This window comes from Staphylococcus sp. HMSC069E10 (assembly GCF_001809205.1).
Lineage (GTDB): Bacteria > Bacillota > Bacilli > Staphylococcales > Staphylococcaceae > Staphylococcus > Staphylococcus hominis.
Genome location: NZ_KV796489.1, coordinates 39,906 through 61,556 on the forward strand (window position 1 = coordinate 39,906; position 21,651 = coordinate 61,556).

Here is a 21,651-nt window from a genome sequence, read left to right on the forward strand (position 1 = left end):
AAAGGATTTAAAGGAGAATAATGAATGAGTTTAAAAGAAGAAATAGAATCAAGAAAAACGTTTGCTATTATTTCACACCCGGATGCTGGTAAAACGACGCTAACTGAAAAATTATTATATTTTAGTGGTGCTATTCGTGAAGCGGGTACTGTAAAAGGAAAAAAAACAGGGAAATTTGCAACCAGTGACTGGATGAAAGTAGAACAAGAACGTGGTATTTCTGTAACCAGTTCAGTCATGCAGTTTGATTATGATGATTATAAAATTAATATTCTAGATACACCAGGACACGAAGACTTTTCTGAAGATACATACCGAACATTAATGGCGGTTGATAGTGCAGTAATGGTTATCGATTGTGCGAAAGGGATCGAACCTCAAACATTAAAATTATTTAAAGTATGTAAAATGAGAGGCATTCCTATCTTTACTTTTATCAACAAATTAGACCGTGTAGGTAAAGAACCATTTGAACTATTAGAAGAAATTGAAGAAACATTAAATATTGACACCTATCCAATGAATTGGCCAATAGGAATGGGTCAAAACTTTTTTGGTATTATCGATCGTGAGTCTAAAACTATTGAACCTTTTAGAGATGAAGAGAATGTATTACATTTAAATGATGAGTATGAACTTAAAGAAGAACACACTATTAGCAATGATAGTGCTTTCGAACAAGCGATTGAAGAGTTTATGTTAGTTGAAGAAGCTGGCGAAAAATTTGATAATGAAGCATTATTAAATGGTGATTTAACTCCTGTATTCTTTGGATCAGCATTGGCTAATTTCGGGGTTCAGAATTTCTTGAATGCATATGTAGATTATGCGCCCATGCCTAATGCTCGTCAGACAAATGAAGAAGTTGAAGTTAGCCCGTTTGATGACGAGTTCTCAGGTTTTATATTTAAAATTCAAGCGAATATGGATCCTAAACATAGAGATAGAATTGCTTTTATGAGAGTAGTTAGTGGTGCGTTTGAAAGAGGTATGGATGTGACCCTACAACGTACTAATAAAAAACAAAAAATCACACGTTCTACCTCTTTTATGGCAGATGATAAAGAAACTGTCAATCACGCTGTAGCTGGAGATATTATTGGATTATACGATACAGGTAACTACCAAATTGGTGATACATTAGTTGGAGGTAAACAAAAATTTAACTTCCAAGATTTACCGCAATTTACACCTGAAATTTTCATGAAAGTCTCTGCTAAAAATGTCATGAAACAAAAACATTTCCATAAAGGAATTGAACAGCTTGTGCAAGAAGGTGCGATTCAATATTATAAAACACTTCATACGAATCAAATTATTCTCGGTGCAGTGGGTCAATTACAATTTGAAGTATTCGAGCACAGAATGAAAAATGAATACAATGTAGATGTCGTCATGGAACCTGTAGGTAGAAAAATTGCACGTTGGATTGAAAATGAAGAGGATATTCAAGATAAGATGAACACGTCACGTTCTATTTTAGTGAAAGACAGATATGATAAGTTTGTTTTCTTATTTGAAAATGAGTTTGCTACACGTTGGTTTGAAGAAAAATTCCCAGATATTAAACTATATAGTTTATTATAAAAAATGACAATATAAGGTTTAATTTAAAATAATAATAAAGAGATACAATATTTTTAGCTTTAACATTGTTTATATATACCAAATCTGGTTATAATACTCTTAACAAATAAATACCTATGACTTAATGTCAGAGGGGAGTAACTTGAGAATTTGAGGGGCTATATTACTAACATCTTAAATTCAGCATTTTATCGTCATTACGAAGTTGATACTTCCGGTAAAATGAGCAGATTTGCTAAGTGAGACCTTTGCTATAAATTAGCATAGGTCTTTTTATTTGTAAAAAATAAATAAAGGAGCTGTCTTTTCATGGATCCAAGCTTAATTTTACCTTATTTGTGGGTAATATTAGTGTTAGTATTTTTAGAAGGATTACTAGCAGCAGATAACGCGGTTGTAATGGCAGTAATGGTTAAGCATTTACCACCAGCACAGCGTAAAAAAGCATTATTCTATGGTTTACTAGGAGCATTTGTTTTTCGTTTTATTGCTTTATTTTTAATTAGTATTATTGTGAATTTCTGGTTTATTCAAGCGATTGGTGCTGCATACTTAATTTTCATGTCTATTAGAAATCTTTGGAATTTCTTCCATAAGAAAGATGAAGAGGAACAAGTTGGAGATGAACATCATTATGATGAAACTGGCGCTGAAAAGAAAGTAAGTGTTGGAAAATTTTGGGCTACCGTATTTAAAGTAGAGTTTGCTGACATTGCCTTTGCAATTGATTCTATGTTAGCAGCAATGGCTATTGCAGTGACACTTCCTAAGATGGGTATTCATTTTGGCGGTATGGATTTAGGTCAATTTGGAGTCATGTTCATCGGTGGTATGATTGGTGTTATTTTAATGCGTTTTGCAGCAACATGGTTTGTTGATTTATTAAATAAATATCCAGGTTTAGAAGGTGCCGCTTTCGCAATTGTTGGCTGGGTAGGTATTAAATTAGTAGTTATCGTATTAGCGCATCCAGATATTGGCGTATTATCAGAAGACTTCCCACATAGTACGTTATGGCAAGCAATCTTCTGGACTGTAATGATTTTATTAGTTGTGATTGGATGGTTAACATCAGTACGAAAAAATAAAAAGAATGCTAAGCATTAGATATAATCGATACCTTTTGAAGTTTTTTATAAGAGACTTCAAAAGGTTTTTTCAATTAATAACTATTTGTATAATATTTTTAGAAAATATTTGACAATCGTTTGCTTATTAACACTAATGATATTAAAATTTAAGTAATATATAAATTAATTCAGATAGATATATAACCACATAAAAGTAAATCATTTTTTTAGTGATATATATTGTGATTTCAAGGTTAGGAGTGGGCATCTTTGGATAATGATAAAAAACAAGTGATACCGCGTAGTAAATATGGGCGTAAACGTCACGAATACTTTCATAATGAAGAACGCGAGGAACGTATTGAACGTGAAAGACAAAAGCGTGAACATTTAGCGGAAAAAGAACAGCATCAAGCAAAAGTAAATGAAGAACGCGTCAAAGATAATTTAAGAAAAGCTAGAATTGAGAAATTAACACAAGAAGAAATTCAACAACAACAACATTTAGCTAAGTTAAGATCAAAAAGAGATGCATCAAAAACAGCTAAGAAAAATGATAGGCATCATTTAACTCTGCCTGAAGAACAACATCTTAAACAAGAAGACATACATAATGAGAAATTGAAACAGCAAAAACCAATTTCGAGTAATGGCTCAAAAAGTGAAAATGAAACGAATAAATCTATAGAACCAACTTATAGTAGATTGAATAAAAATAATGAATCTCGTCAAAAGTCTAAAAAAGAAAAAGACAATCAGCATAATGATACAATTAAAACACAATCTAAACATCCAACAATCACTGAAGAATCATACACTTCAACTAAGGATAAAGAATCAATCCATACTGAGAAAGAACAAATGTCAACTCAGCAACGTTCAACTCAAGTAGAACATACTAAGAGTGAACAATCAAAGCACATATCTAATTCTGATAAGAATACGACAGAAAATATATCGGATCAACACCCTCATGAATCACATGAACAATCAGCAAATGATACACAAAATAAGATCGTTGACTTTTTAAAAGAACATTGGATTAAAATTTTAATTGCAATTGCTTTAATATTAATCTTAGTTTTAGTAAAAGCTATTTTTACTGAACCTTCTCAAGAACAACATTCAAATCAAACACATACACAAGATAAGAAGTACACAACAACTATGAAAAACGCTAATAATACTGTCAGATCAGTGGTAACAGTAGAAAGTGACGCACCTAAGAATACTTCAGTTCAAACAACAAATTCAAAATCAGATAATGAACTTGGCTCAGGTGTCGTCTACAAAACTGTAGGCGATACTTTTTTTGTATTAACAAATACGCATATTGTTGGTGAAGCGGATAAAGTTAAGATTACATATGGAGAGAATAAAAGTATAAAAGGTGACGTTGTCGGAAAAGATAAATGGTCAGATATTGCAGTAGTAAAAGCGAAAATCAATAATAAAAATATTAAACCTATCCATATTGGAAATTCAAATAAATTAGTTTTAGGGGAATCGATATTAATTGTAGGTAATCCTCTAGGAGAAGAGTTTAGAAATACGGTATCTAAAGGGATTATTTCAGGGTTAAATCGATTGGTTCCTGTTGATTTTGATAAAGATAATAAAAATGATGAATTGATGCAAACGTTTCAAATTGATGCTTCCGTTAATCCAGGACATTCAGGTGGAGCTGTAGTTAATAAAGATGGGGAGCTTATTGGTATCGTCTCATTAAAAATTAATATGCCAAGTATAGAAGGAATGGGTTTTGCTATTCCCATTAATGAAGCTAAATCAATTGCTAAAGAGCTTGAAAAAAATGGGAAAGTAAATTACCCCAATACTGGAATAGCTTTAGAAAATGTGAATGATTTAAATCATTATGAACGCTCACTTTTAAAATTACCTAATGATATAAATGATGGGATATTAGTGAAAAAATTAAAAGATGACGGTTTAGGTAAAAAATCAGGTTTAAAAATTGGTGATGTCATTGTAAAATTAGAAGGTAAAACATTAAAAGATAATTTGCAGTATAGACACATCCTGTTTAACCATCGACAAGATTTAAAAACGTTATCGGCTAAAATTTACAGAGATGGAAATATTCAAGATATAGAAATTAATTTGAAATGACATTGAGGTGACAAACTAATGTCTATTTTCAGTAAATTATTCAAAAAATCAACGCCTCAACAAGGTATTGTTTTATATTATTTAATTGCAATTGTCGTTGCATTTTTATTACTCAACTTACCTTTTGTACATAAACCTGGCGTGAAGGTAAGTCCTATAGATACGTTGTTTGTAGCTGTATCTGGAATTAGTGTGACCGGTTTAACGCCAGTCAGTATTATTGATACCTATTCATCATTTGGCCAACTTATCATTTTAATTATCTTAAACATCGGTGGCATAGGCGTAATGGCGATAGGTACAGTGTTGTGGGTAGTACTTGGTAAACACATTGGTATGCGCGAACGTCAACTTATTATGCTTGATAATAATAAAGACACAATGAGTGGGACAGTTAAGCTTATTATTGAAATTGTTAAAACAATCATGACTATCGAAATTGTAGGTGCACTCTTGCTTGCATTTTATTTTTACAGAGACAATCCTGATTTAAAAAATGCTTTAATGCAAGGTTTGTTTGTATCTATTTCAGCTACTACAAATGGTGGGTTAGATATTACTGGTCAATCGCTAGTTCCATATGCCAAGGATTACTTTGTACAAACTATTGTAATGTTTTTAATTATTCTTGGATCAATTGGTTTTCCAGTATTACTTGAAATCAGAGCTTATATACGAAATAGAGTAAGTCATTTTAGATTTTCTTTATTTACTAAAATTACAACAACGACTTACTTTTTCTTATTTATATCTGGATTTTTATCTATTTTAGCACTTGAGTACAATCATGCATTCAAAGGATATAATTGGCATCAATCTTTATTCTATGCATTATTTCAATCTGCAACTACACGTAGTGCTGGATTACAAACCATTGATGTGACACACTTTAGTGATGCAACAAATGTCATTATGAGTATTCTCATGTTTATTGGATCTTCTCCGAGTTCAGTAGGAGGAGGTATTCGAACAACGACATTTGCGATACTTATTTTATTTGTGATTAATTTTAATAACAATACAGAAAAATCATCGATTAAAGTATTTAATAGAGAAATTCATACCATCGATATACAGCGTTCTTTTGCTGTGTTTATAATGGCGACAGTACTTACTTTTGTAAGTATCATTATTATATTAGCATCAGAAGCCAATAATTTATCATTCTTACAGGTGTTTTTTGAAGTCATGTCTGCATTTGGAACATGTGGCTTATCACTTGGGGTGACAGATAATATTAGCAGTATTACCAAGGTCGTCTTAATGCTTCTTATGTTTATAGGACGTGTCGGTTTAATATCATTTATTATTATGATATCTGGTCGTAAAGAACCTGATAAATTTAGTTATCCAAAAGAGAGAATTCAAATTGGATAACTAAAAAAGGAAAGTGGGATACATTCATTTTGAATTCGTTATCCCACTCTTTTTTGTATGTAGATAGTTATGTTTTAAATAAAAAAAGAATATCGTTATTGAAATGAATCGTGATACCAATCAAAAAACCTTTTCTTAGTTTTAGCAACTAAGAAAAGGTTTTTATCCATGAAAAATAAGTAATAAAATGATGGCAACAATTTGACCTAAAGACGATGTAACAATACGTCTTGTATACTGATAACTCAATGATAATATGACTTGAGCTATAAAGATAAAAATAACAATCCACCATTTATCAAGATAGATAAATAAAGAACTAGAACATAATGCAGGTATTAAAATTGTTAGCCAGCGAGGTAGTCTAAATTTATTTAACTCTTTTTGTAAGACAGCACGCATGTATAACTCATGACAAGGGATGACAAATAAGATAGTAACTAACATTTGCCATTTAAAATATACACCTGTTCTTGATAACTCTTTAATTAATTCGGTATAAGTAATTTGTGACGATATAAGTGAAAATATAAGTTGTATTATCACTAATACAACACCTGTGATTACGCCCACACCAATAGAGGTTAATAGACGTTTTGATGTGATATCACGTTGATAAAATACATAACTAATGCCAGCAATTAACATTATACCAGTATATAAATACCAATATTCTTGATGTTCTCCCCACATTATAAATAAGATAAGATGAAATACAATAAAACTTGCAACAAACCAAATTAAGGGTTTAGATGTATTTTTCATTTAATATTAACCTTCTTATTCAACGATTTTATATCGTTTGTGATTAATAACTGTTTTTTCAGGTAAATCTAGTTCATTAAAATTTTCCATAATTGTCAAATCAACAATAACTGAATTATCATTAATTTTTTCAACACGGCCTCTTAAACCGTCATAAAATTCTACAATATTTCCAACTTCTGCAACAGTCATTTCGAGTCCTCCTCAAATCATAGCTAGATTATATTGTACTAAAATTTACACTACAAATAAACAAATATATACTAAAATCAGAAAATATTATATTATTTTTGAAAATAATGCCATAATTAAGTTAAATAATCGATAGTGGAAGATATATTGCATTATTAAATTTTAAAAGAAAGAGAAAGGTGAGAGCTATGAAATTTGTAAGTAATAATAATATTACTGATCCTACAATTAACTTAGCCATGGAAGAATATGTACTTAAATATTTACCTGCAGATGATAGTTACTTTTTATTTTATGTTAATGAACCCTCAATCATTGTAGGTAAAAATCAAAATACAATTGAAGAAGTTAATAAACAGTATGTAGATGAGCATCATATTCATGTTGTACGACGAATTTCTGGAGGAGGAGCTGTGTACCATGATAAAGGCAATTTGAATTTTAGTTTTGTAACGAGTGATGATGGTAACAGTTTTCATAACTTCAAGAAATTTACTGAGCCTATTGTTCAAGCTTTACAATCTATGGGTGTAGATGCAGAAATGACAGGCCGTAATGACATTCAAGTAGGCGCAGCTAAAATTTCTGGAAATGCTATGGTTAAGGTTAAAAATCGTATGTTTAGTCATGGTACATTAATGCTAAATAGTGATTTAGAAGAAGTACAAAACGCATTAAAAGTGAATCCTAAAAAAATTCAATCTAAAGGTGTGAAGTCTGTACGTAAACGCGTAGCAAATATTGAAGAATTTTTAGATGACTCTATTACAATTGATCAATTTAAGCAAATTATTTTAAAAAACATCTTTGGTGAGCATGAAGTAGAGGAATATCATTTAACGGAAGAAGACTGGAACAATATTAAGCAATTAAGCAATGAAAAATATCGCACTTGGGATTGGAATTATGGTAAAAATCCGAAATATAATTTTGAACGTGACGAGAAGTTTGAAAAAGGATTCATTCAAATTAAATTTGATGTCAAAAAAGGAAAAATTGAGCATGCTAAAATCTTTGGCGATTTCTTTGGAGAAGGAAATGTCAATGAATTAGAAGATGCTTTAGTAGGCACATTACACGATTATACTCATATAAAAGAAGTAATGGAAGACTATGACTTTTATCATTACTTTGGTGATATTGATAAAGACAGTATATTGAAATTAATGGCGTATTAAAATAGTAAATGATATAAAATCATTGATAAAAAAGTACATTATCATATTAATTTTAATATGATAATGTACTAAGCTAAATTCCTTGGAAAATATTATCTCTATGATATTTTAAATATGCAATTCTAGAAGAATCAAAAAACTTATTAATACCTATGTTTTTACCATTTGTAATATTTAGTCTTTTTTGATTCATTGGTGAAATAAAAGGAGAAACCATTAAATTGCCATTATCCTGAAATGAAATAAATCCACGGTCAAATAAAACATCATAAGTTGGAGATAAAGTTAATCCATTTTTAGGATCTAATTTTTCTTTATCATTGCTAACTACCCAAGGCTTTATATGTGAAGCTCTTAATAGTCGTTCATCGTTAATCATAGTAAAAGGACAATAAGGCATATCATTTAATAGTTTTTCTTTATATTTCCCTTGTCCTATTCTAGAAGTTTTAAGACTTAAAATTTGTTTTTCACTTTTATTAGAAGATTCAATTTCTTTTAATTCTTTCTTCTCTATTGAAGATAGATAATTGTAACCATCTATTTCATTAGAATATGATACGAAAGGTTTAAAGTAATACATAATATTATTTTTCTCATCTTTCAATTTTAGCACTGAAACATAAGAAATAGTTGGTATACCTATGTGTCTTAATAAGGTATAACTATCAGATTCTGAATTTATATAAACTCGTGGAGGTTTTATTTGTGACCGATAAAAAGAAAAATTAAGTATAGGGGATTTCTTCTTTAACTTATTAATTAATTCTCCCCACTTTTCTTTCAAATCATTAGTTACATTGACAGATTGTTTAATACCATTAATAGTTTTAGTAGTATAGTATTGATTTTGAGGGGATTTATACTCATTTTCTAAATCATTAAGCATCTTTAGCAAATCTTTTTGTAGAAAAAAACCATTCAAATCAATAGTAAATTCTTCAAAAAAGTCAAAAAGTTTTTCGGATACATTTCCTAAATATAATTTAGCTTCACCATTACCTGTACCGGTTTTATTTTTTAAAAAAGAATCAGCTAAAGTAATATTATTTAAAGCATCTAATACTTCAAAAGTATTGCCTAAAATTGTTACTTTGTTCATAACTAATCATTCCTTCCATAATTATATTAAAATAAAGTTAAAGTATAAATCTATCATTTTTTAGTATATTATTTTCGAAAAAGTAAATATCATTAAAACAATATTAATATTACACTAATTTTTTGTATACATTCCCTTGCAAATTTTAATATTATTGATATAATTATATTTGTATTGATTAAAGAACACGTTATATTATTCCGCAGTAGCTCAGTGGTAGAGCTATCGGCTGTTAACCGATCGGTCGTAGGTTCGAATCCTACCTGCGGAGCCATATGGAAACGTACTCAAGTTGGCTGAAGAGGCGCCCCTGCTAAGGGTGTAGGTCGCGAGAGCGGCGCGAGGGTTCGAATCCCTCCGTTTCCGTTTATTGATAAAAATTGATTAATTTTCATTTACTTAAACTTCGCTAGAACGTTGATATATCAACGTTCTTTTTTATTTCCATTAAAATTGATAAAAATCGATAAAAAAATAAATGGACAACCTTCGGACAATTCTAATGATGTTTTAGTAATCTTGTCCGTTTTGTTGTCCGTTTAATTATTACATTATTTTTATGTAAAAAAATCTCAGAACAGGAAATAACTGTTCTGAGTAACTATATGAAGAGTAAGGCCATTTTTGTACATTGTGATATGTATGAAAATGGCTTGATTATCGTATTTTTAAGAATAAACTTTAGAACTAAATAGAATGAATTAGAACATTTTTGACACGCGATTGACACTTTTGATTAGATTTGAAGTATTCATGAACCAGTTCTAGATAAACACTTTGAATTGGTTTAAGCTTTTTAGTCATAATTGACTACCTCCGAATAATTTTGTATCTTTAAAGTACGAATAATTTTGTGTACACTTGGACTGTTTGCTATTGGTAGTAGCAATCAGTCTTTTTTTACGTAGTAACAAGTGTCGAAGAACACATATGTCGCTAGTGACATTAGCAACGCTGTTCCTAATGCTTTCATGAAGAACATTCTTGTAATGAACAATGCTGTTGATAAAGCTAGGAACATTACTCCAGCAACTACGATTGATTTATCTTCGTTAGTCATGTCATCACCCCCTTATTTGTCATTTATATTGAGTTCTTTCTTTGATTTCTTCGTCATAATCGTTAAGAAACTGTTTCATTTTCTTACGATTAAACAAGTACTTTCCGTTGCCATCTTCATCAACAAGTTGACTGAATGGTTTAATTTTTCTTCTGAAGTAATCATCTTTAAGAATGTTCTTAACTATCCAAGTTTTTGTTTGATTATAATATTGTGCTACTTCTGTAAGTGTCATGTTCATTGGTTGATTATCAATTAATTCTTGATACTCAACTTTTGAGATGATCACATAGTCTTCAGGAATGGGTACTGTAACGTTAATTGTTTGAACCATAAGGCTCATTTCCTTTCGTGTATAATGTAGTTATTAAAAGAAAAAGGAGTTTTACTATGGAATTTATTCAATCTACTCTGTTTTCCAATATCATTGCTGTAATTGCTTTGTTAGTAGCTATTGCTAGTTTTGTCTACGCTTATATGAGCAACCGTCCTAGCATTGAATTAAGCGATTATGATGTCGAACCTTTAGACTTTGATAATTTACAATGTTTTAGTTTTATACTTGCTAACACTTCTTCTAAAACCATCATTGTAAAAGAAATTCGATTAATTAATAGCAAAGGTGAACAAATAGAACATATTGAGGTTGAACCTCCTAAAAACGAATGGTTAAAATATCCTAATCCTTCTTTTTCGCCGTATAATACTTATGTTCTTGAACGTCCTGAAACTTTTATTCCTAATGCTAAAATAGAATTTTCATACCATTTAAACGAAACACCAACTATCGTCCAAATAATTACTGACAAACGAATTAACGGATGTAGTAAAAAAAGAGAATTTAATTTTTAATATTAATAATTAATGTTAATACCATAAAAATTACTGTTAGCAGCATACAAATATTTGTAAATAGCATGTTTGTACCTCTTTTCTGATATAATTTGAATAGCAACTTATGGAGATGATTACTATGGATATAGTTACACTTTGTATAGCTATTTTCAGTTTTATACTGACTGCTCTTAAATATTATTTAGATTACATGAAAGACACTCTTGATATTGATGTCATACCAACTAGAAGTTCTCATTTTCTAAAAGAAAATAAATCAAGTTACAACGAATTGACATTCGTCAATTTTACAAAGTTTCCGATTTCTATAATTGATGTAAAATTTGATATTAAAAACAATGTTGGCGAGCAAGATACTTTCAACATAATTCCTTATGAAAACCAAAACTATACCGTACCTTTTACTTTGGGACCTTATGAAAGTATTAAATGTACATTTTTACTCGCAGAATACCCTGTGATTTGGAATTGGGATGTAAGCATTATAGTTACAACTAACAAAGGCACTTACATAAAACCAGTTAAAATAGAATCGCTGAGAAAATTCCAAGAATCAGAGCAATTAGTGACATTGATAAAATCAGTAAACAAGGTAAGTACTCTTTCCAACCCCAAGGATTCCGTTTAATCGAATGGAAAGAGCGTTGATATAAATCAACGCTCTTTTTTTCATATAATTTAAAACTTTTATTGAGTCTACTATATTTTTACTGTTATTAATTTGAACTTTTATAAATTATTATTAAAATATGGTTTTTAGATTTTTTATTATTATATAATTATTTTTAGTTTTACATAGTAATTCAATATTGTTTAGTATTTTTTGCATACTAAACTCTGTTTTTAAAAACAAATCACTTTTAAGATAAAATAATTCTTTATATATAATTTAAATCATTTATAGCAACTAATCCATAAATATTTTTATAAAAATACAGTTGATTTAAATTTTATGAAATTATATAATAAAATTAATAGATTATTTTATTATATAAAGGAGTCAGCTATGAAAAATCTATCTTTAAAAGAAATTATTTATGCCTCAATAATTGGTGGTTTATTATCTGGTATAGTCAAATTAGGGTGGGAGGTTATGTTACCGCCTAGAACACCTGTACGTAATGCAACAAACCCTCCTCAAGAATTGTTACAACATTTAGGGTTTAGTTCTAATTTTACACATATGACTTATCAATTCTCAGAGCAACAAATGCCTTGGATAAGTTTTATTGTTCACTTTAGTTTTTCTATTATTATTGCCATAATATATATATTATTAGTTAAACGTTATTCTAAAATATCTATGCTTTATGGATCAATATTTGGTATTTTAATTTGGATTGTTTTCCATTTAATATTAATGCCTTTAATGCACGTAGTTCCTAGTATGTTCAACCAACCATTCCAAGAACATTTATCTGAAATATTTGGACATATAGTTTGGATGATGGTAATCGAGTTAATAAGAAGATATTATATTTACAAAAAATCTATAGTTAGCTAAAAATTTCTGAACGAATAATTTGAAAATTCTGTATACAATTAATATTAAAAAATTAACCTACTCTTAAAGTAAAAAAAGAGTAGGTTAATTTATAATTTAGTAAATGAGTATAGTTTATAATAAAGTAAGTTGTTCATATTTATCTTGCTTATAAACATTTGTTTGAATTATTTGAAGTAATAAAAACATTAATACATCTACTACAATAGAGTTCCCTGATTGTCTATATGTTTGAGTATCCGAAGTGACTATTTTAAAACTATCGCAAAAGCCCATTAATCTTAAACATTCCCTAGGTGTCAATTTTCTTATTCTACCTTGTGTGGTCACATAATTATCAACACCAGCTCTATGCATTTTAGTCATTGAAGAAAGCAGGGGTCTTGCTATTTCTAAATCAATTTGAGGTTTAGAATAAAAGTTTTTTGTTCCACTAGACATTACATAATTAACTAATTTATCAGAAAGAAAATATTTTTCGTTTATAGTCGCGCCTTCCGTAGAATCAACAGGTTCAAATCGAAAATCTCCGTGCCAATTAAATTGTTGATTTGCCTTTTGACATAAACTAATTTTTCCATTAATTTGAGTATATCGTTTATCTATATTTTTTTGATCAATTACAAAATTGATTCCTTTTGTTCCCAAATAATATTTTTCACTTACATTAGATTCTAAGTAGTCAGCCATTGTGCTCTCTAAATCTATAGTATTAGGAAAAGAAAAATTCTCACCAAATTTTTCATCCCTAAATCCTACAATAAATAATCGCTCTCTATTTTGAGGAACTCCATAGTTTTTAGAGTTTAAAACTTGATAATGCCAAGAATAACCTAATTTATTAAAAATATTTTGCATTACTTTCCAAGTATTTCCCTTGTCATGACTTAATACACCTTTAACATTTTCATAGATAAATACTTTAGGTCGTATTTCATCGATAAGTCTCGCAAATTCGTAAAATAAAGTTCCTCTTGCATCATCAAACCCTCCACGCTTACCTACAAGAGAAAAGGATTGGCAAGGGCTACCTCCTACAAATAAATCTACTTCATTCCTAAAATCAAAACCATCAATAAATCTAACATCTTGGAAAAATCTATTATCATCTATATCATAATTTGATAAATAAGTTTCTCGTACGAAATTTCTTTTTTTACTTTTACTATACAAAGCATCGATATATTGTTTTTTTTCATCAATAGTTGACAAAGTTTTAATATAATTCTTAGTTTTTTCTTCATTAATATCGATGTCAATATCACCATTATCGGATGCAAAAACTATTTCATAGGGGAGGTTGAGTCGATCAAGAGCATGTTCTATAGCTCCAATTCCACTAAATACTGTAGCTAATTTAATTTTATTCAAATTTTAACCTCCTTTAATCGTTTATTATACTTGATATTTAATTAAACATTATAATGAAATTAATTAAACTTCAAGTGACCATACTAGTATAAAGAAGAAGTAAACAGAAAACAATATAAAAAAACACTTAAAATAATACTAAAATTGTAAAATTAAACTAAAAATTCTGAATATTCATTGATTTCAAAATAAAAAGCTTGTATACTATTTTTAAATTAATAGAAAGGTAGTGAATCTTATGTATTACAATACAAATGTTAAACATACCACACTAGAAGAATTTGTAACGACGGTGAATGATTTAGGTGTAGAACTTGTGATTGACGAAGCGTTACGTTTAGAAAGAAAGAAACAACTTGTAACATTAATTGATGAAGCTTTGGTTAATAGAAATGAAGATGATTTTAATCAATACACTACTGAATTAAAACATTTGGAGGCATTTCTCAATGAGTAAATCCGGTTCCAATGAGTCATTATAAAAAGGTCTATTCTCTAAAATAAAGTGAATAGACCTTTTTAAATTATTTTCTTTTTGAATTTCCTTCTATTTTATTTTTAATCCATTTTAATACATATCCTGTAATAATTGTTCTCACAATACGTTTAATAAAGTTTTTCATAGTCACATTCTCCTTTTTAAAACTATTATTAATTTATACCCCATTTTCTTTAATTTAAAGAAGAAAGTTTAAAAACTTTCGCTTGTTTTTATTTGGGTATAAAAATATATCCATTATTATCAGCTTTAGTAGTAAAGATAATGATAATGCCATGAATAATCGAAACAATTGTTGGAATAAGTGTCCAAAAGAAGACCAAATGTAATACACCTTGTCCAACTTTATCTACATAGAACTTGTGAATCCCAACACCACCTAAGAACAATGCACATAATACATATAATGTTTTGTTTACTCTCATATTATGGATGCCTCCTTATTTTCATATTGTAAGTAATTTATGACTAAAATCAAGAATGTCACTTATAAAAGAATCAGTTTATACTTACTATAATATTTAATTTCTTGTAAGAATATGAGTATGATGTAGATGGAGGGATAAATATGATTAGAAAAGCGACACCGAGTGATAATAAGCAAATTGCTAAACTTTATTATTTAATATGGAAAGATATGGAACTTGACATTGTAAAGGAAATTTCTAAAAAGCGTATGATCAATTTGCTTGAACTTAGTATAGTTAATGTACATTATCGTACCTATTATAAAAATATATGGGTATATGAAAAGAATAATGAAGTGGCCGGTTGTATTATCGCTTATGATGGTTCAAAAGAAATGGAGTACGAAGAACAATGGAACCAACTGCCTCTTGAAGAAGATATCAGATTAGTTGGAACACCTTTACCTATAAAAGAAGCTAAAAATGATGAGTGGTATATTGAAGCAGTGGTCACATCGCCTGATTATAGAGGACAAGGTATTGCGACACAATTGTTGGAACACTTGATCACCACAAGTTTTAATAAAAAATGGAGTTTAAATTGTGATTATAATAATGAGAAAGCACTTAAACTTTATAAACAACTAGGTTTCAAATGGGTTGAAGATATTAATTTATATGGCCATGATTATCTACATATGATATATATATAATAATAAAAAAACCAGCATTGTTAAAAAAGAACAATGCTGGTTAAAATAAATTAGATACCACCTAAAAGTGCGCTGATATAAATACCTAAAGCGTACAAAATACCAAAGATTGTATTCGTTTTGCCAGTCGCTGCCATCGCTGGCATCATGCTTGCTGGTGTATCATTTTTATTAAAACGGCGAATTGCTTTGATTGGCATTGGGAATGAGAATAATACTAACAAGTAGAATAATGAGCCACCTGATTTGAATAAAGCAGTAAATATTACGATTAAGTAAGCTAAGATATACATTGCTGCCATAAACGTAATAGAAGCTTTTTTACCTAATAAAATAGGCAAGGTTTTACGACCACTTGCTTTATCTTTAACACGGTCACGAATGTTATTAGCCATATTAATTAACCCGATTGTAATGACAATAGGTAAGCTAATCCAAACAACAAAACCATTCACATTACCTGTTTGAATAAAGAATGCAAGTAAAATGATAATCATACCCATAAATAATCCGGAGAATAATTCACCAAATGGCGTCCATGAAATAGGAATAGGTCCACCAGTATATAAATAACCAATTGCCATACATACAATACCAACTGGAATAATCCAAAATGAACTATTAACAGCTAGATATATACCAAGTAAAGCGGCAATAATATAAAAAGCAATTGCTAGATTCATGACAAGTTTTGGACTCATACCATTTCGAACAATCGCGCCACCGATGCCTACAGATGTATGATCGTCTAATCCTTTTTTAAAATCATAATATTCATTAAACATATTAGTCGCTGCTTGAATTAAAAGGCATGCGATTAACATTGCTAAGAATAGGCTGAATTTAATATGATCTTGACTGCCCAGTAAGAAAAGTTTAGCTGTCGCTGTTCCTACTAATACAGGGACAATAGACGCGGTTAAAGTATGAGGTCTCATTAAATGCCAATATTTTCTAACAGTTGAATATTGTTGATATTGATCTGCCATAATGTAATCTACCTCTTATAATATAAAGTTTTAACATATGTATTTTATAGGAATAGGTAAGAAAGGTCAATCAACGTGAAATATTTCTCTAAATTGATTAAGCAATTATGATACGATGAATAACGAAAAATGTTACAATACTTTAATGAGTAAAAAAAGATAATGAAAGAAGTGAAATGAATGGCTGCCAACCTAATGGAAGACAAAATTATGGAATCTATATATGAAAGCAATAAAAACTGGGTTTCTGTTGAAGTCGTGTTAAATAAATCTTTAACACCAAGTGAATTATTTAATTTAACTGAAAAACAAGCTGGAGATCGATTTTATTTGCGATTAAACGATAATATGTCTTCATTTTTCGGCTATCATGCAATTCAAAGGTTTAAGAATAACTTTGAAAATAAACAATCTATCTTTCGGGAATGGGAAAAATTTAAAAACGATGTAGAACTAATTCATGTTAATACGCAAAAGCATCACCTTAAAATAGTAGGGGGATTCCAATTTTCAAATCATAAGTCTGATGATGAGTGGCGTGAATTTGGGATTAATCATTTTGTGGTACCTGAAGTACTTATTTCTTCAGTTAACAATCAAACCATTTTGACATATACAGTTGAAAAAGCTCAATTTGAAATGGAAAAATTAAATCAAATTATTAATTATTTTGAAAATACTCAAGTCGATACGACAGAACGAGAGACAGCTTTAGGCAATGTAACACGCATGGAAGATATTTATGTTGATGAGTGGAAAGATCTTGTAAGTCATACGATTGAACAACTTGATAAAGATCAAAAAGTAGTGCTTGCGAGACGTCGTTTAATTAAGTTTGATAAGCCAATTAGTATTCCTTATGTACTTAATCGTGCGTTAAACAATGAGAAAAATAGTTACTTATTTATTCTAGAGTCTAACCAATCTGTATTCTTTTCTCAAACACCAGAGCAATTATTAAAAGTTGAAGACGGTGTATTATCTACGAAGGCTGTAGCAGGAACCATTCCTCGAACACAAGATGCTGAAAAAGATGAAAAAAATGTTCAAGCATTTCTACAAGACAGTAAAAATCTAGGTGAACATCAATTTGTCGTTAGAAGTATTTTAAATGATATTGAACCTTATGTAGAAAATGTAGAGTACAATCAAAAACCTAATATTTTAAAAAATGATCATATGTATCATTTGTATACTGAAATAAAAGGAACATTATTGAATCATTCGTATATTAGTTTAATTGATGAGTTGCATCCTACACCTGCCTTAGGTGGTTATCCTAAGAAAGAAGCAGTTGATTATATTGAAAAAAATGAGTTTGGTACACGAGGATTATATGGGTCTCCAGTTGGATATATCGATGTAGATGATGATTGTGAATTTATTGTGGCTATTCGTTCTATGTTAATTAAACAAAATCAAACTACTTTATTTGCAGGTTGTGGTATCGTAAAAGATTCTAATGCTGAAAGTGAAGTTGAAGAAACGTCGGTGAAATTTTCACCAATGATGAATGCTTTAGGAGTAGTGAATGAGAATGAATCATAAAGAAGCTTTAACTAAACAAGTTTATACATTTGCATCAGAGTTATATGCCTATGGTGTGCGAGAAGTCGTTATTAGTCCGGGCTCACGTTCGACTCCTTTAGCGATTGCATTTGAAGCACATCCAAATATAAAAACTTGGATACATCCTGATGAACGTAGCGCAGCTTTTTTTGCTTTAGGATTAATTAAAGGAAGCGAACGCCCAGTTGCGATTTTATGTACTTCTGGAACAGCGGCTGCTAATTACACGCCAGCTATAGCCGAAAGTCAAATCAGCCGTATACCGCTTATAGTATTAACTAGCGATCGTCCACACGAACTTAGAAGTGTAGGCGCACCACAAGCGATTAACCAAGTCAATATGTTTGCAAATTATATTAACTTCCAATTTGATATGCCTGTAGCTGATGGCAGTCAAGAAATGCTCAATACTATCAATTATCAAATGCAAATTGCAAGTCAATATTTATATGGTCCACACCGTGGTCCAATACATTTTAATTTACCATTTAGAGAACCGTTAACACCAGATCTTGAAATGACTGAGAATTTAAAATCTGAACATAAAATATTGCCTCATTATCAAAAAAATATAGATATACAAGATATAAAAAATGTATTAAAAGATAAGAAAGGTCTTATTATTGTAGGGGATATGCAGCACCAAGCAGTCGATCAAATTTTAACTTACGCTACAATTCATGATTTACCAATTCTTGCAGATCCACTTAGTCAATTACGCAAGTTTAACCATCCTAATGTTATTACAACATATGATTTATTATACCGTTCTCATTTAAATATTGATGCTGATTTTATTATACGTGTAGGTAAACCAGTTATTTCTAAAAAATTAAATCAATGGCTTACACGCACAAATGCATTTCAAATATTAGTTCAAAATAATGATAAAATTGATGTATTTCCAACACCGCCACACATCTCATATGAAATATCAGCAAATGATTTCTTCAGAAGTTTAGTGAATGAACCAACAGTAAATCGTAAGGATTGGATTGAACGTTGGCAATCTATAGAAGCACAATCTCGTAAAGCAATCACTCAACATATGTCTCAAGCGACAGATGAATCAGCATTTGTAAGTACACTGATTCAAAAACTCACTAAAGATGATGCATTATTTGTAAGTAATAGTATGCCTATTCGTGATGTAGATAATTTATTATTTGATAGTGAAGTAGAAGTGTATGCTAATCGAGGTGCAAATGGTATTGATGGCGTTATTTCTACTGCTTTAGGTATGGCAGTACATAAAAGAGTGACATTACTGATTGGAGATTTAGCTTTTTATCATGATATGAATGGATTATTAATGGCTAAATTAAACGATATTCATATTAATATTGTTATACTTAACAACGATGGTGGAGGTATATTTTCTTATTTGCCTCAAAAAACAGCAGCAGAGCAATACTTTGAACGTCTATTTGGTACACCAACTGGACTAAATTTTGAGTATACTGCCATGTTATATGATTTTTCATTTAAACGTTTGAATAATATTACCGATTTTTCTCAAGTATCATTTTCAAATATGAATTCATATATATATGAAATGATTACAAATCGTGAAGATAACTTAGAACAACATCAACTTTTATATCAGAAATTGAGTGAGATTTTAAATGTTACATTATAATTTTTATAAATCTGATCATCCAAGCAATCAATTATTAATTTTACTTCATGGTTTTATTAGTGATAGTCAAACGTATATGAATCATATAGAGGCGTTTCTTACTCAATGTAATATTTTAACTATTGATTTACCTGGACATGGCAAAGATGACTCACCTATAGATCAAACATGGAACTTTCCGTATATAACGGAACAAATAAATCGAGTTTTATCTCAATTTGAGAAATATAAATTCAGTTTATTAGGCTATTCAATGGGTGGGCGCGTAGCACTTTACTATGCAATATATGGTCAATATGAAATCAAACAATTAATATTAGAAAGTACATCGCCAGGCATTGCTGACGAAGCCTTACGTAAAGAACGACAGGCTATCGATCAAGCACGTGGACGTGTATTAGAAATAGCTGGAATTGAAGTGTTTGTAAATGATTGGGAAAAACTCCCTTTATTTCAAACACAATATCTATTAGATGATAATAAAAAACAGGCAATGCGTCGTATGCGACTTTCGCAGGATCCTAATAAATTAGCGAAAGCTTTAAGAGATTATGGGACTGGACATATGCCTAATTTATGGGGAGATATTAAGCGTATAAAAAGTGATTGCCTTATTCTAGCAGGAGAATTAGATGAAAAATTCGTTAATACTGCTAAAAAAATGGCACAAGAAATTAAAAACTATCAAATCCGTATTTTAAAAAATGTAGGTCACACAATTCATGTGGAAGATGAAGCGGAATTTGATACAATAGTATTAGGCTTTTTAAAGGAGGAGCAAAATGACTAGACAGTGGGAAACACTAAAAGAATATGATGAAATTAAATATGAATTCTTCGAAGGAATTGCAAAAGTAACAATTAACCGACCAGAAGTACGTAATGCATTTACACCTAAAACAGTAGCTGAAATGATTGATGCATTTACTAGAGCACGTGATGATCAAAATGTTTCTGTTATTATCTTAACAGGTGAAGGCGATAAAGCGTTTTGTTCAGGCGGAGATCAAAAGAAACGTGGACATGGTGGTTATGTTGGTGAAGACCAAATTCCTCGTTTAAATGTATTGGATTTACAACGTTTAATTCGTGTTATTCCTAAACCAGTTATTGCAATGGTTAGAGGTTATGCAATTGGTGGAGGTAACGTATTAAATGTAGTATGTGACTTAACAATTGCTGCAGATAATGCAATCTTTGGTCAAACTGGACCTAAAGTAGGTTCATTTGATGCTGGTTATGGTTCAGGATACTTAGCTCGTATCGTAGGCCACAAAAAAGCACGTGAAATTTGGTACTTATGTCGTCAATACAATGCTCAAGAGGCATTAGAAATGGGCTTAGTTAATACTGTAGTACCTTTAGATAAAGTAGAAGATGAAACAGTAGCTTGGTGTAAAGACATTATGAAACATTCACCAACAGCATTACGTTTCTTAAAAGCTGCAATGAATGCAGATACAGATGGTTTAGCTGGTTTACAACAAATGGCTGGAGATGCTACATTACTGTATTATACTACTGATGAAGCAAAAGAAGGTCGTGACGCATTTAAAGAAAAACGCGATCCTGATTTTGATCAATTCCCTAAATTCCCATAAACAATAGTAATAAAAAAACGCAAAATTGACTTAGTCAATCTTG

Annotated in this window: 23 protein-coding genes, 2 tRNA genes and 1 riboswitch; of the genes, 16 read left to right on the forward strand and 9 right to left on the reverse strand. The window is 30.1% G+C overall.

Going from position 1 to position 21,651, the window contains the following annotated elements:
• Positions 1 to 24 precede the first annotated feature (24 nt).
• The 4 genes from HMPREF2561_RS07220 (at position 25) to HMPREF2561_RS07235 (ending at position 6,164) form a co-directional block, all read left to right on the forward strand.
• On the forward strand, positions 25 to 1,587 hold the full coding sequence (locus HMPREF2561_RS07220; RefSeq protein ID WP_017175799.1) for a peptide chain release factor 3: 1,563 nt from the start codon (positions 25 to 27) through the stop codon (positions 1,585 to 1,587).
• A gap of 120 nt (positions 1,588 to 1,707) precedes the next feature.
• Positions 1,708 to 1,824, forward strand: a riboswitch (yybP-ykoY riboswitch).
• 72 nt (positions 1,825 to 1,896) lie between these two features.
• Complete coding sequence (locus HMPREF2561_RS07225; protein WP_070468602.1) at positions 1,897 to 2,694, forward strand: TerC family protein; 798 nt, start codon at positions 1,897 to 1,899, stop codon at positions 2,692 to 2,694.
• Between the two features lie 233 nt (positions 2,695 to 2,927).
• The gene (locus tag HMPREF2561_RS07230) at positions 2,928 to 4,787 is read left to right on the forward strand and encodes a S1C family serine protease (RefSeq protein ID WP_070468605.1); all 1,860 of its coding nucleotides are present in this window, start codon (positions 2,928 to 2,930) and stop codon (positions 4,785 to 4,787) included.
• 18 nt (positions 4,788 to 4,805) lie between these two features.
• The gene (locus HMPREF2561_RS07235; protein ID WP_070468607.1) at positions 4,806 to 6,164 is read left to right on the forward strand and encodes a TrkH family potassium uptake protein; all 1,359 of its coding nucleotides are present in this window, start codon (positions 4,806 to 4,808) and stop codon (positions 6,162 to 6,164) included.
• Between the two features lie 162 nt (positions 6,165 to 6,326).
• Here the strand turns inward: HMPREF2561_RS07235 and HMPREF2561_RS07240 are convergent, their stop codons facing one another.
• Both HMPREF2561_RS07240 and HMPREF2561_RS07245 read right to left on the reverse strand, forming a co-directional pair.
• Entirely contained in the window at positions 6,327 to 6,929 is a 603-nt protein-coding gene (locus tag HMPREF2561_RS07240) for a CPBP family glutamic-type intramembrane protease (RefSeq protein ID WP_019835286.1), read from the reverse strand.
• 15 nt (positions 6,930 to 6,944) lie between these two features.
• Entirely contained in the window at positions 6,945 to 7,121 is a 177-nt protein-coding gene (locus HMPREF2561_RS07245; protein WP_002448045.1) for a YkvS family protein, read from the reverse strand.
• Positions 7,122 to 7,309: 188 nt separating this feature from the next.
• Between HMPREF2561_RS07245 and HMPREF2561_RS07250 the strand changes: the two genes are divergently transcribed.
• Positions 7,310 to 8,299, forward strand: a complete 990-nt coding sequence (locus HMPREF2561_RS07250) for a lipoate--protein ligase (protein ID WP_048762301.1) — start codon at positions 7,310 to 7,312, stop codon at positions 8,297 to 8,299.
• 73 nt (positions 8,300 to 8,372) lie between these two features.
• On the opposite strand, the gene HMPREF2561_RS07255 is transcribed toward HMPREF2561_RS07250, so the two are convergent.
• Positions 8,373 to 9,401: an HNH endonuclease gene (locus tag HMPREF2561_RS07255; RefSeq protein WP_049437419.1), complete on the reverse strand. Its 1,029-nt coding sequence runs from the start codon at positions 9,399 to 9,401 to the stop codon at positions 8,373 to 8,375.
• Between the two features lie 199 nt (positions 9,402 to 9,600).
• On the opposite strand from HMPREF2561_RS07255, the gene HMPREF2561_RS07260 reads away from it, so the two are divergent.
• Together HMPREF2561_RS07260 and HMPREF2561_RS07265 are read left to right on the forward strand one after the other, a co-directional pair.
• Positions 9,601 to 9,675: transfer RNA gene (locus HMPREF2561_RS07260), tRNA-Asn, on the forward strand.
• Between the two features lie 3 nt (positions 9,676 to 9,678).
• Positions 9,679 to 9,767: transfer RNA gene (locus HMPREF2561_RS07265), tRNA-Ser, on the forward strand.
• Positions 9,768 to 10,290: 523 nt separating this feature from the next.
• On the opposite strand, the gene HMPREF2561_RS10885 is transcribed toward HMPREF2561_RS07265, so the two are convergent.
• Positions 10,291 to 10,461 carry a hypothetical protein gene (locus tag HMPREF2561_RS10885; protein ID WP_176743831.1) on the reverse strand — a complete coding sequence of 57 codons (171 nt, stop codon included), beginning with the start codon at positions 10,459 to 10,461 and terminating at the stop codon, positions 10,291 to 10,293.
• Positions 10,462 to 10,480: 19 nt separating this feature from the next.
• On the reverse strand, positions 10,481 to 10,795 hold the full coding sequence (locus HMPREF2561_RS07270; RefSeq protein ID WP_070468609.1) for a DUF771 domain-containing protein: 315 nt from the start codon (positions 10,793 to 10,795) through the stop codon (positions 10,481 to 10,483).
• Between the two features lie 56 nt (positions 10,796 to 10,851).
• Between HMPREF2561_RS07270 and HMPREF2561_RS07275 the strand changes: the two genes are divergently transcribed.
• The 3 genes from HMPREF2561_RS07275 (at position 10,852) to HMPREF2561_RS07285 (ending at position 12,820) form a co-directional block, all read left to right on the forward strand.
• A complete protein-coding gene (locus HMPREF2561_RS07275; RefSeq protein WP_070468611.1) occupies positions 10,852 to 11,313 on the forward strand; it encodes a hypothetical protein in 462 nt (153 codons plus the stop codon).
• 121 nt (positions 11,314 to 11,434) lie between these two features.
• Positions 11,435 to 11,944 carry a hypothetical protein gene (locus tag HMPREF2561_RS07280; RefSeq protein ID WP_070468614.1) on the forward strand — a complete coding sequence of 170 codons (510 nt, stop codon included), beginning with the start codon at positions 11,435 to 11,437 and terminating at the stop codon, positions 11,942 to 11,944.
• 378 nt (positions 11,945 to 12,322) lie between these two features.
• Positions 12,323 to 12,820 (forward strand): YagU family protein, encoded by a 498-nt coding sequence (locus HMPREF2561_RS07285; protein ID WP_049438032.1) that lies wholly within the window; start codon positions 12,323 to 12,325, stop codon positions 12,818 to 12,820.
• A gap of 114 nt (positions 12,821 to 12,934) precedes the next feature.
• Here the strand turns inward: HMPREF2561_RS07285 and HMPREF2561_RS07290 are convergent, their stop codons facing one another.
• Positions 12,935 to 14,191 (reverse strand): DNA cytosine methyltransferase, encoded by a 1,257-nt coding sequence (locus tag HMPREF2561_RS07290; protein ID WP_049438030.1) that lies wholly within the window; start codon positions 14,189 to 14,191, stop codon positions 12,935 to 12,937.
• Between the two features lie 238 nt (positions 14,192 to 14,429).
• Here HMPREF2561_RS07290 and HMPREF2561_RS07295 point away from each other — a divergent pair, with 238 nt between their 5' ends.
• On the forward strand, positions 14,430 to 14,648 hold the full coding sequence (locus HMPREF2561_RS07295) for an IDEAL domain-containing protein (protein WP_002488353.1): 219 nt from the start codon (positions 14,430 to 14,432) through the stop codon (positions 14,646 to 14,648).
• Positions 14,649 to 14,715: 67 nt separating this feature from the next.
• On the opposite strand, the gene HMPREF2561_RS11015 is transcribed toward HMPREF2561_RS07295, so the two are convergent.
• Together HMPREF2561_RS11015 and HMPREF2561_RS07300 are read right to left on the reverse strand one after the other, a co-directional pair.
• Entirely contained in the window at positions 14,716 to 14,814 is a 99-nt protein-coding gene (locus HMPREF2561_RS11015) for an SAR1012 family small protein (protein ID WP_017175792.1), read from the reverse strand.
• 88 nt (positions 14,815 to 14,902) lie between these two features.
• Positions 14,903 to 15,115, reverse strand: a complete 213-nt coding sequence (locus HMPREF2561_RS07300; RefSeq protein ID WP_070468616.1) for a TM2 domain-containing protein — start codon at positions 15,113 to 15,115, stop codon at positions 14,903 to 14,905.
• A gap of 143 nt (positions 15,116 to 15,258) precedes the next feature.
• Here HMPREF2561_RS07300 and HMPREF2561_RS07305 point away from each other — a divergent pair, with 143 nt between their 5' ends.
• Positions 15,259 to 15,810, forward strand: coding sequence for a GNAT family N-acetyltransferase (locus HMPREF2561_RS07305; protein WP_017175790.1), 552 nt, complete (start codon positions 15,259 to 15,261; stop codon positions 15,808 to 15,810).
• Between the two features lie 50 nt (positions 15,811 to 15,860).
• Here the strand turns inward: HMPREF2561_RS07305 and HMPREF2561_RS07310 are convergent, their stop codons facing one another.
• A complete protein-coding gene (locus HMPREF2561_RS07310; RefSeq protein ID WP_048679857.1) occupies positions 15,861 to 16,799 on the reverse strand; it encodes a 1,4-dihydroxy-2-naphthoate polyprenyltransferase in 939 nt (312 codons plus the stop codon).
• A 180-nt stretch (positions 16,800 to 16,979) separates the two neighbouring features.
• Here HMPREF2561_RS07310 and HMPREF2561_RS07315 point away from each other — a divergent pair, with 180 nt between their 5' ends.
• From HMPREF2561_RS07315 to menB, 4 genes are read left to right on the forward strand one after another with little or no spacing between them, the layout of a single operon-like run.
• Positions 16,980 to 18,347: an isochorismate synthase gene (locus HMPREF2561_RS07315; protein WP_017175788.1), complete on the forward strand. Its 1,368-nt coding sequence runs from the start codon at positions 16,980 to 16,982 to the stop codon at positions 18,345 to 18,347.
• A complete protein-coding gene (gene menD / locus HMPREF2561_RS07320; protein ID WP_025987184.1) occupies positions 18,337 to 20,007 on the forward strand; it encodes a 2-succinyl-5-enolpyruvyl-6-hydroxy-3-cyclohexene-1-carboxylic-acid synthase in 1,671 nt (556 codons plus the stop codon). The genes HMPREF2561_RS07315 and menD overlap by 11 nt, the downstream gene beginning before the upstream one ends.
• Entirely contained in the window at positions 19,994 to 20,797 is an 804-nt protein-coding gene (menH, locus tag HMPREF2561_RS07325) for a 2-succinyl-6-hydroxy-2,4-cyclohexadiene-1-carboxylate synthase (protein ID WP_070468618.1), read from the forward strand. Before menD ends, menH begins: the two co-directional genes overlap by 14 nt.
• A complete protein-coding gene (gene menB, locus HMPREF2561_RS07330) occupies positions 20,790 to 21,608 on the forward strand; it encodes a 1,4-dihydroxy-2-naphthoyl-CoA synthase (protein ID WP_002448062.1) in 819 nt (272 codons plus the stop codon). Before menH ends, menB begins: the two co-directional genes overlap by 8 nt.
• The last annotated feature ends 43 nt before the right edge of the window (positions 21,609 to 21,651 follow it).

Coding starts and splice junctions, on each gene's coding strand:
- HMPREF2561_RS07220 (WP_017175799.1), top strand. CDS start 25: ATGAGTTTAAAAGAAGAAATAGAATCAAGAAAAACGTTTGCTATTATT.
- HMPREF2561_RS07225 (WP_070468602.1), top strand. CDS start 1,897: ATGGATCCAAGCTTAATTTTACCTTATTTGTGGGTAATATTAGTGTTA.
- HMPREF2561_RS07235 (WP_070468607.1), top strand. CDS start 4,806: ATGTCTATTTTCAGTAAATTATTCAAAAAATCAACGCCTCAACAAGGT.
- HMPREF2561_RS07240 (WP_019835286.1), bottom strand. CDS start 6,929: ATGAAAAATACATCTAAACCCTTAATTTGGTTTGTTGCAAGTTTTATT.
- HMPREF2561_RS07245 (WP_002448045.1), bottom strand. CDS start 7,121: ATGACTGTTGCAGAAGTTGGAAATATTGTAGAATTTTATGACGGTTTA.
- HMPREF2561_RS07250 (WP_048762301.1), top strand. CDS start 7,310: ATGAAATTTGTAAGTAATAATAATATTACTGATCCTACAATTAACTTA.
- HMPREF2561_RS07255 (WP_049437419.1), bottom strand. CDS start 9,401: ATGAACAAAGTAACAATTTTAGGCAATACTTTTGAAGTATTAGATGCT.
- HMPREF2561_RS10885 (WP_176743831.1), bottom strand. CDS start 10,461: ATGACTAACGAAGATAAATCAATCGTAGTTGCTGGAGTAATGTTCCTA.
- HMPREF2561_RS07270 (WP_070468609.1), bottom strand. CDS start 10,795: ATGGTTCAAACAATTAACGTTACAGTACCCATTCCTGAAGACTATGTG.
- HMPREF2561_RS07275 (WP_070468611.1), top strand. CDS start 10,852: ATGGAATTTATTCAATCTACTCTGTTTTCCAATATCATTGCTGTAATT.
- HMPREF2561_RS07280 (WP_070468614.1), top strand. CDS start 11,435: ATGGATATAGTTACACTTTGTATAGCTATTTTCAGTTTTATACTGACT.
- HMPREF2561_RS07285 (WP_049438032.1), top strand. CDS start 12,323: ATGAAAAATCTATCTTTAAAAGAAATTATTTATGCCTCAATAATTGGT.
- HMPREF2561_RS07295 (WP_002488353.1), top strand. CDS start 14,430: ATGTATTACAATACAAATGTTAAACATACCACACTAGAAGAATTTGTA.
- HMPREF2561_RS11015 (WP_017175792.1), bottom strand. CDS start 14,814: ATGAAAAACTTTATTAAACGTATTGTGAGAACAATTATTACAGGATAT.
- HMPREF2561_RS07300 (WP_070468616.1), bottom strand. CDS start 15,115: ATGAGAGTAAACAAAACATTATATGTATTATGTGCATTGTTCTTAGGT.
- HMPREF2561_RS07305 (WP_017175790.1), top strand. CDS start 15,259: ATGATTAGAAAAGCGACACCGAGTGATAATAAGCAAATTGCTAAACTT.
- HMPREF2561_RS07310 (WP_048679857.1), bottom strand. CDS start 16,799: ATGGCAGATCAATATCAACAATATTCAACTGTTAGAAAATATTGGCAT.
- HMPREF2561_RS07315 (WP_017175788.1), top strand. CDS start 16,980: ATGGCTGCCAACCTAATGGAAGACAAAATTATGGAATCTATATATGAA.
- menD (WP_025987184.1), top strand. CDS start 18,337: ATGAATCATAAAGAAGCTTTAACTAAACAAGTTTATACATTTGCATCA.
- menH (WP_070468618.1), top strand. CDS start 19,994: ATGTTACATTATAATTTTTATAAATCTGATCATCCAAGCAATCAATTA.
- menB (WP_002448062.1), top strand. CDS start 20,790: ATGACTAGACAGTGGGAAACACTAAAAGAATATGATGAAATTAAATAT.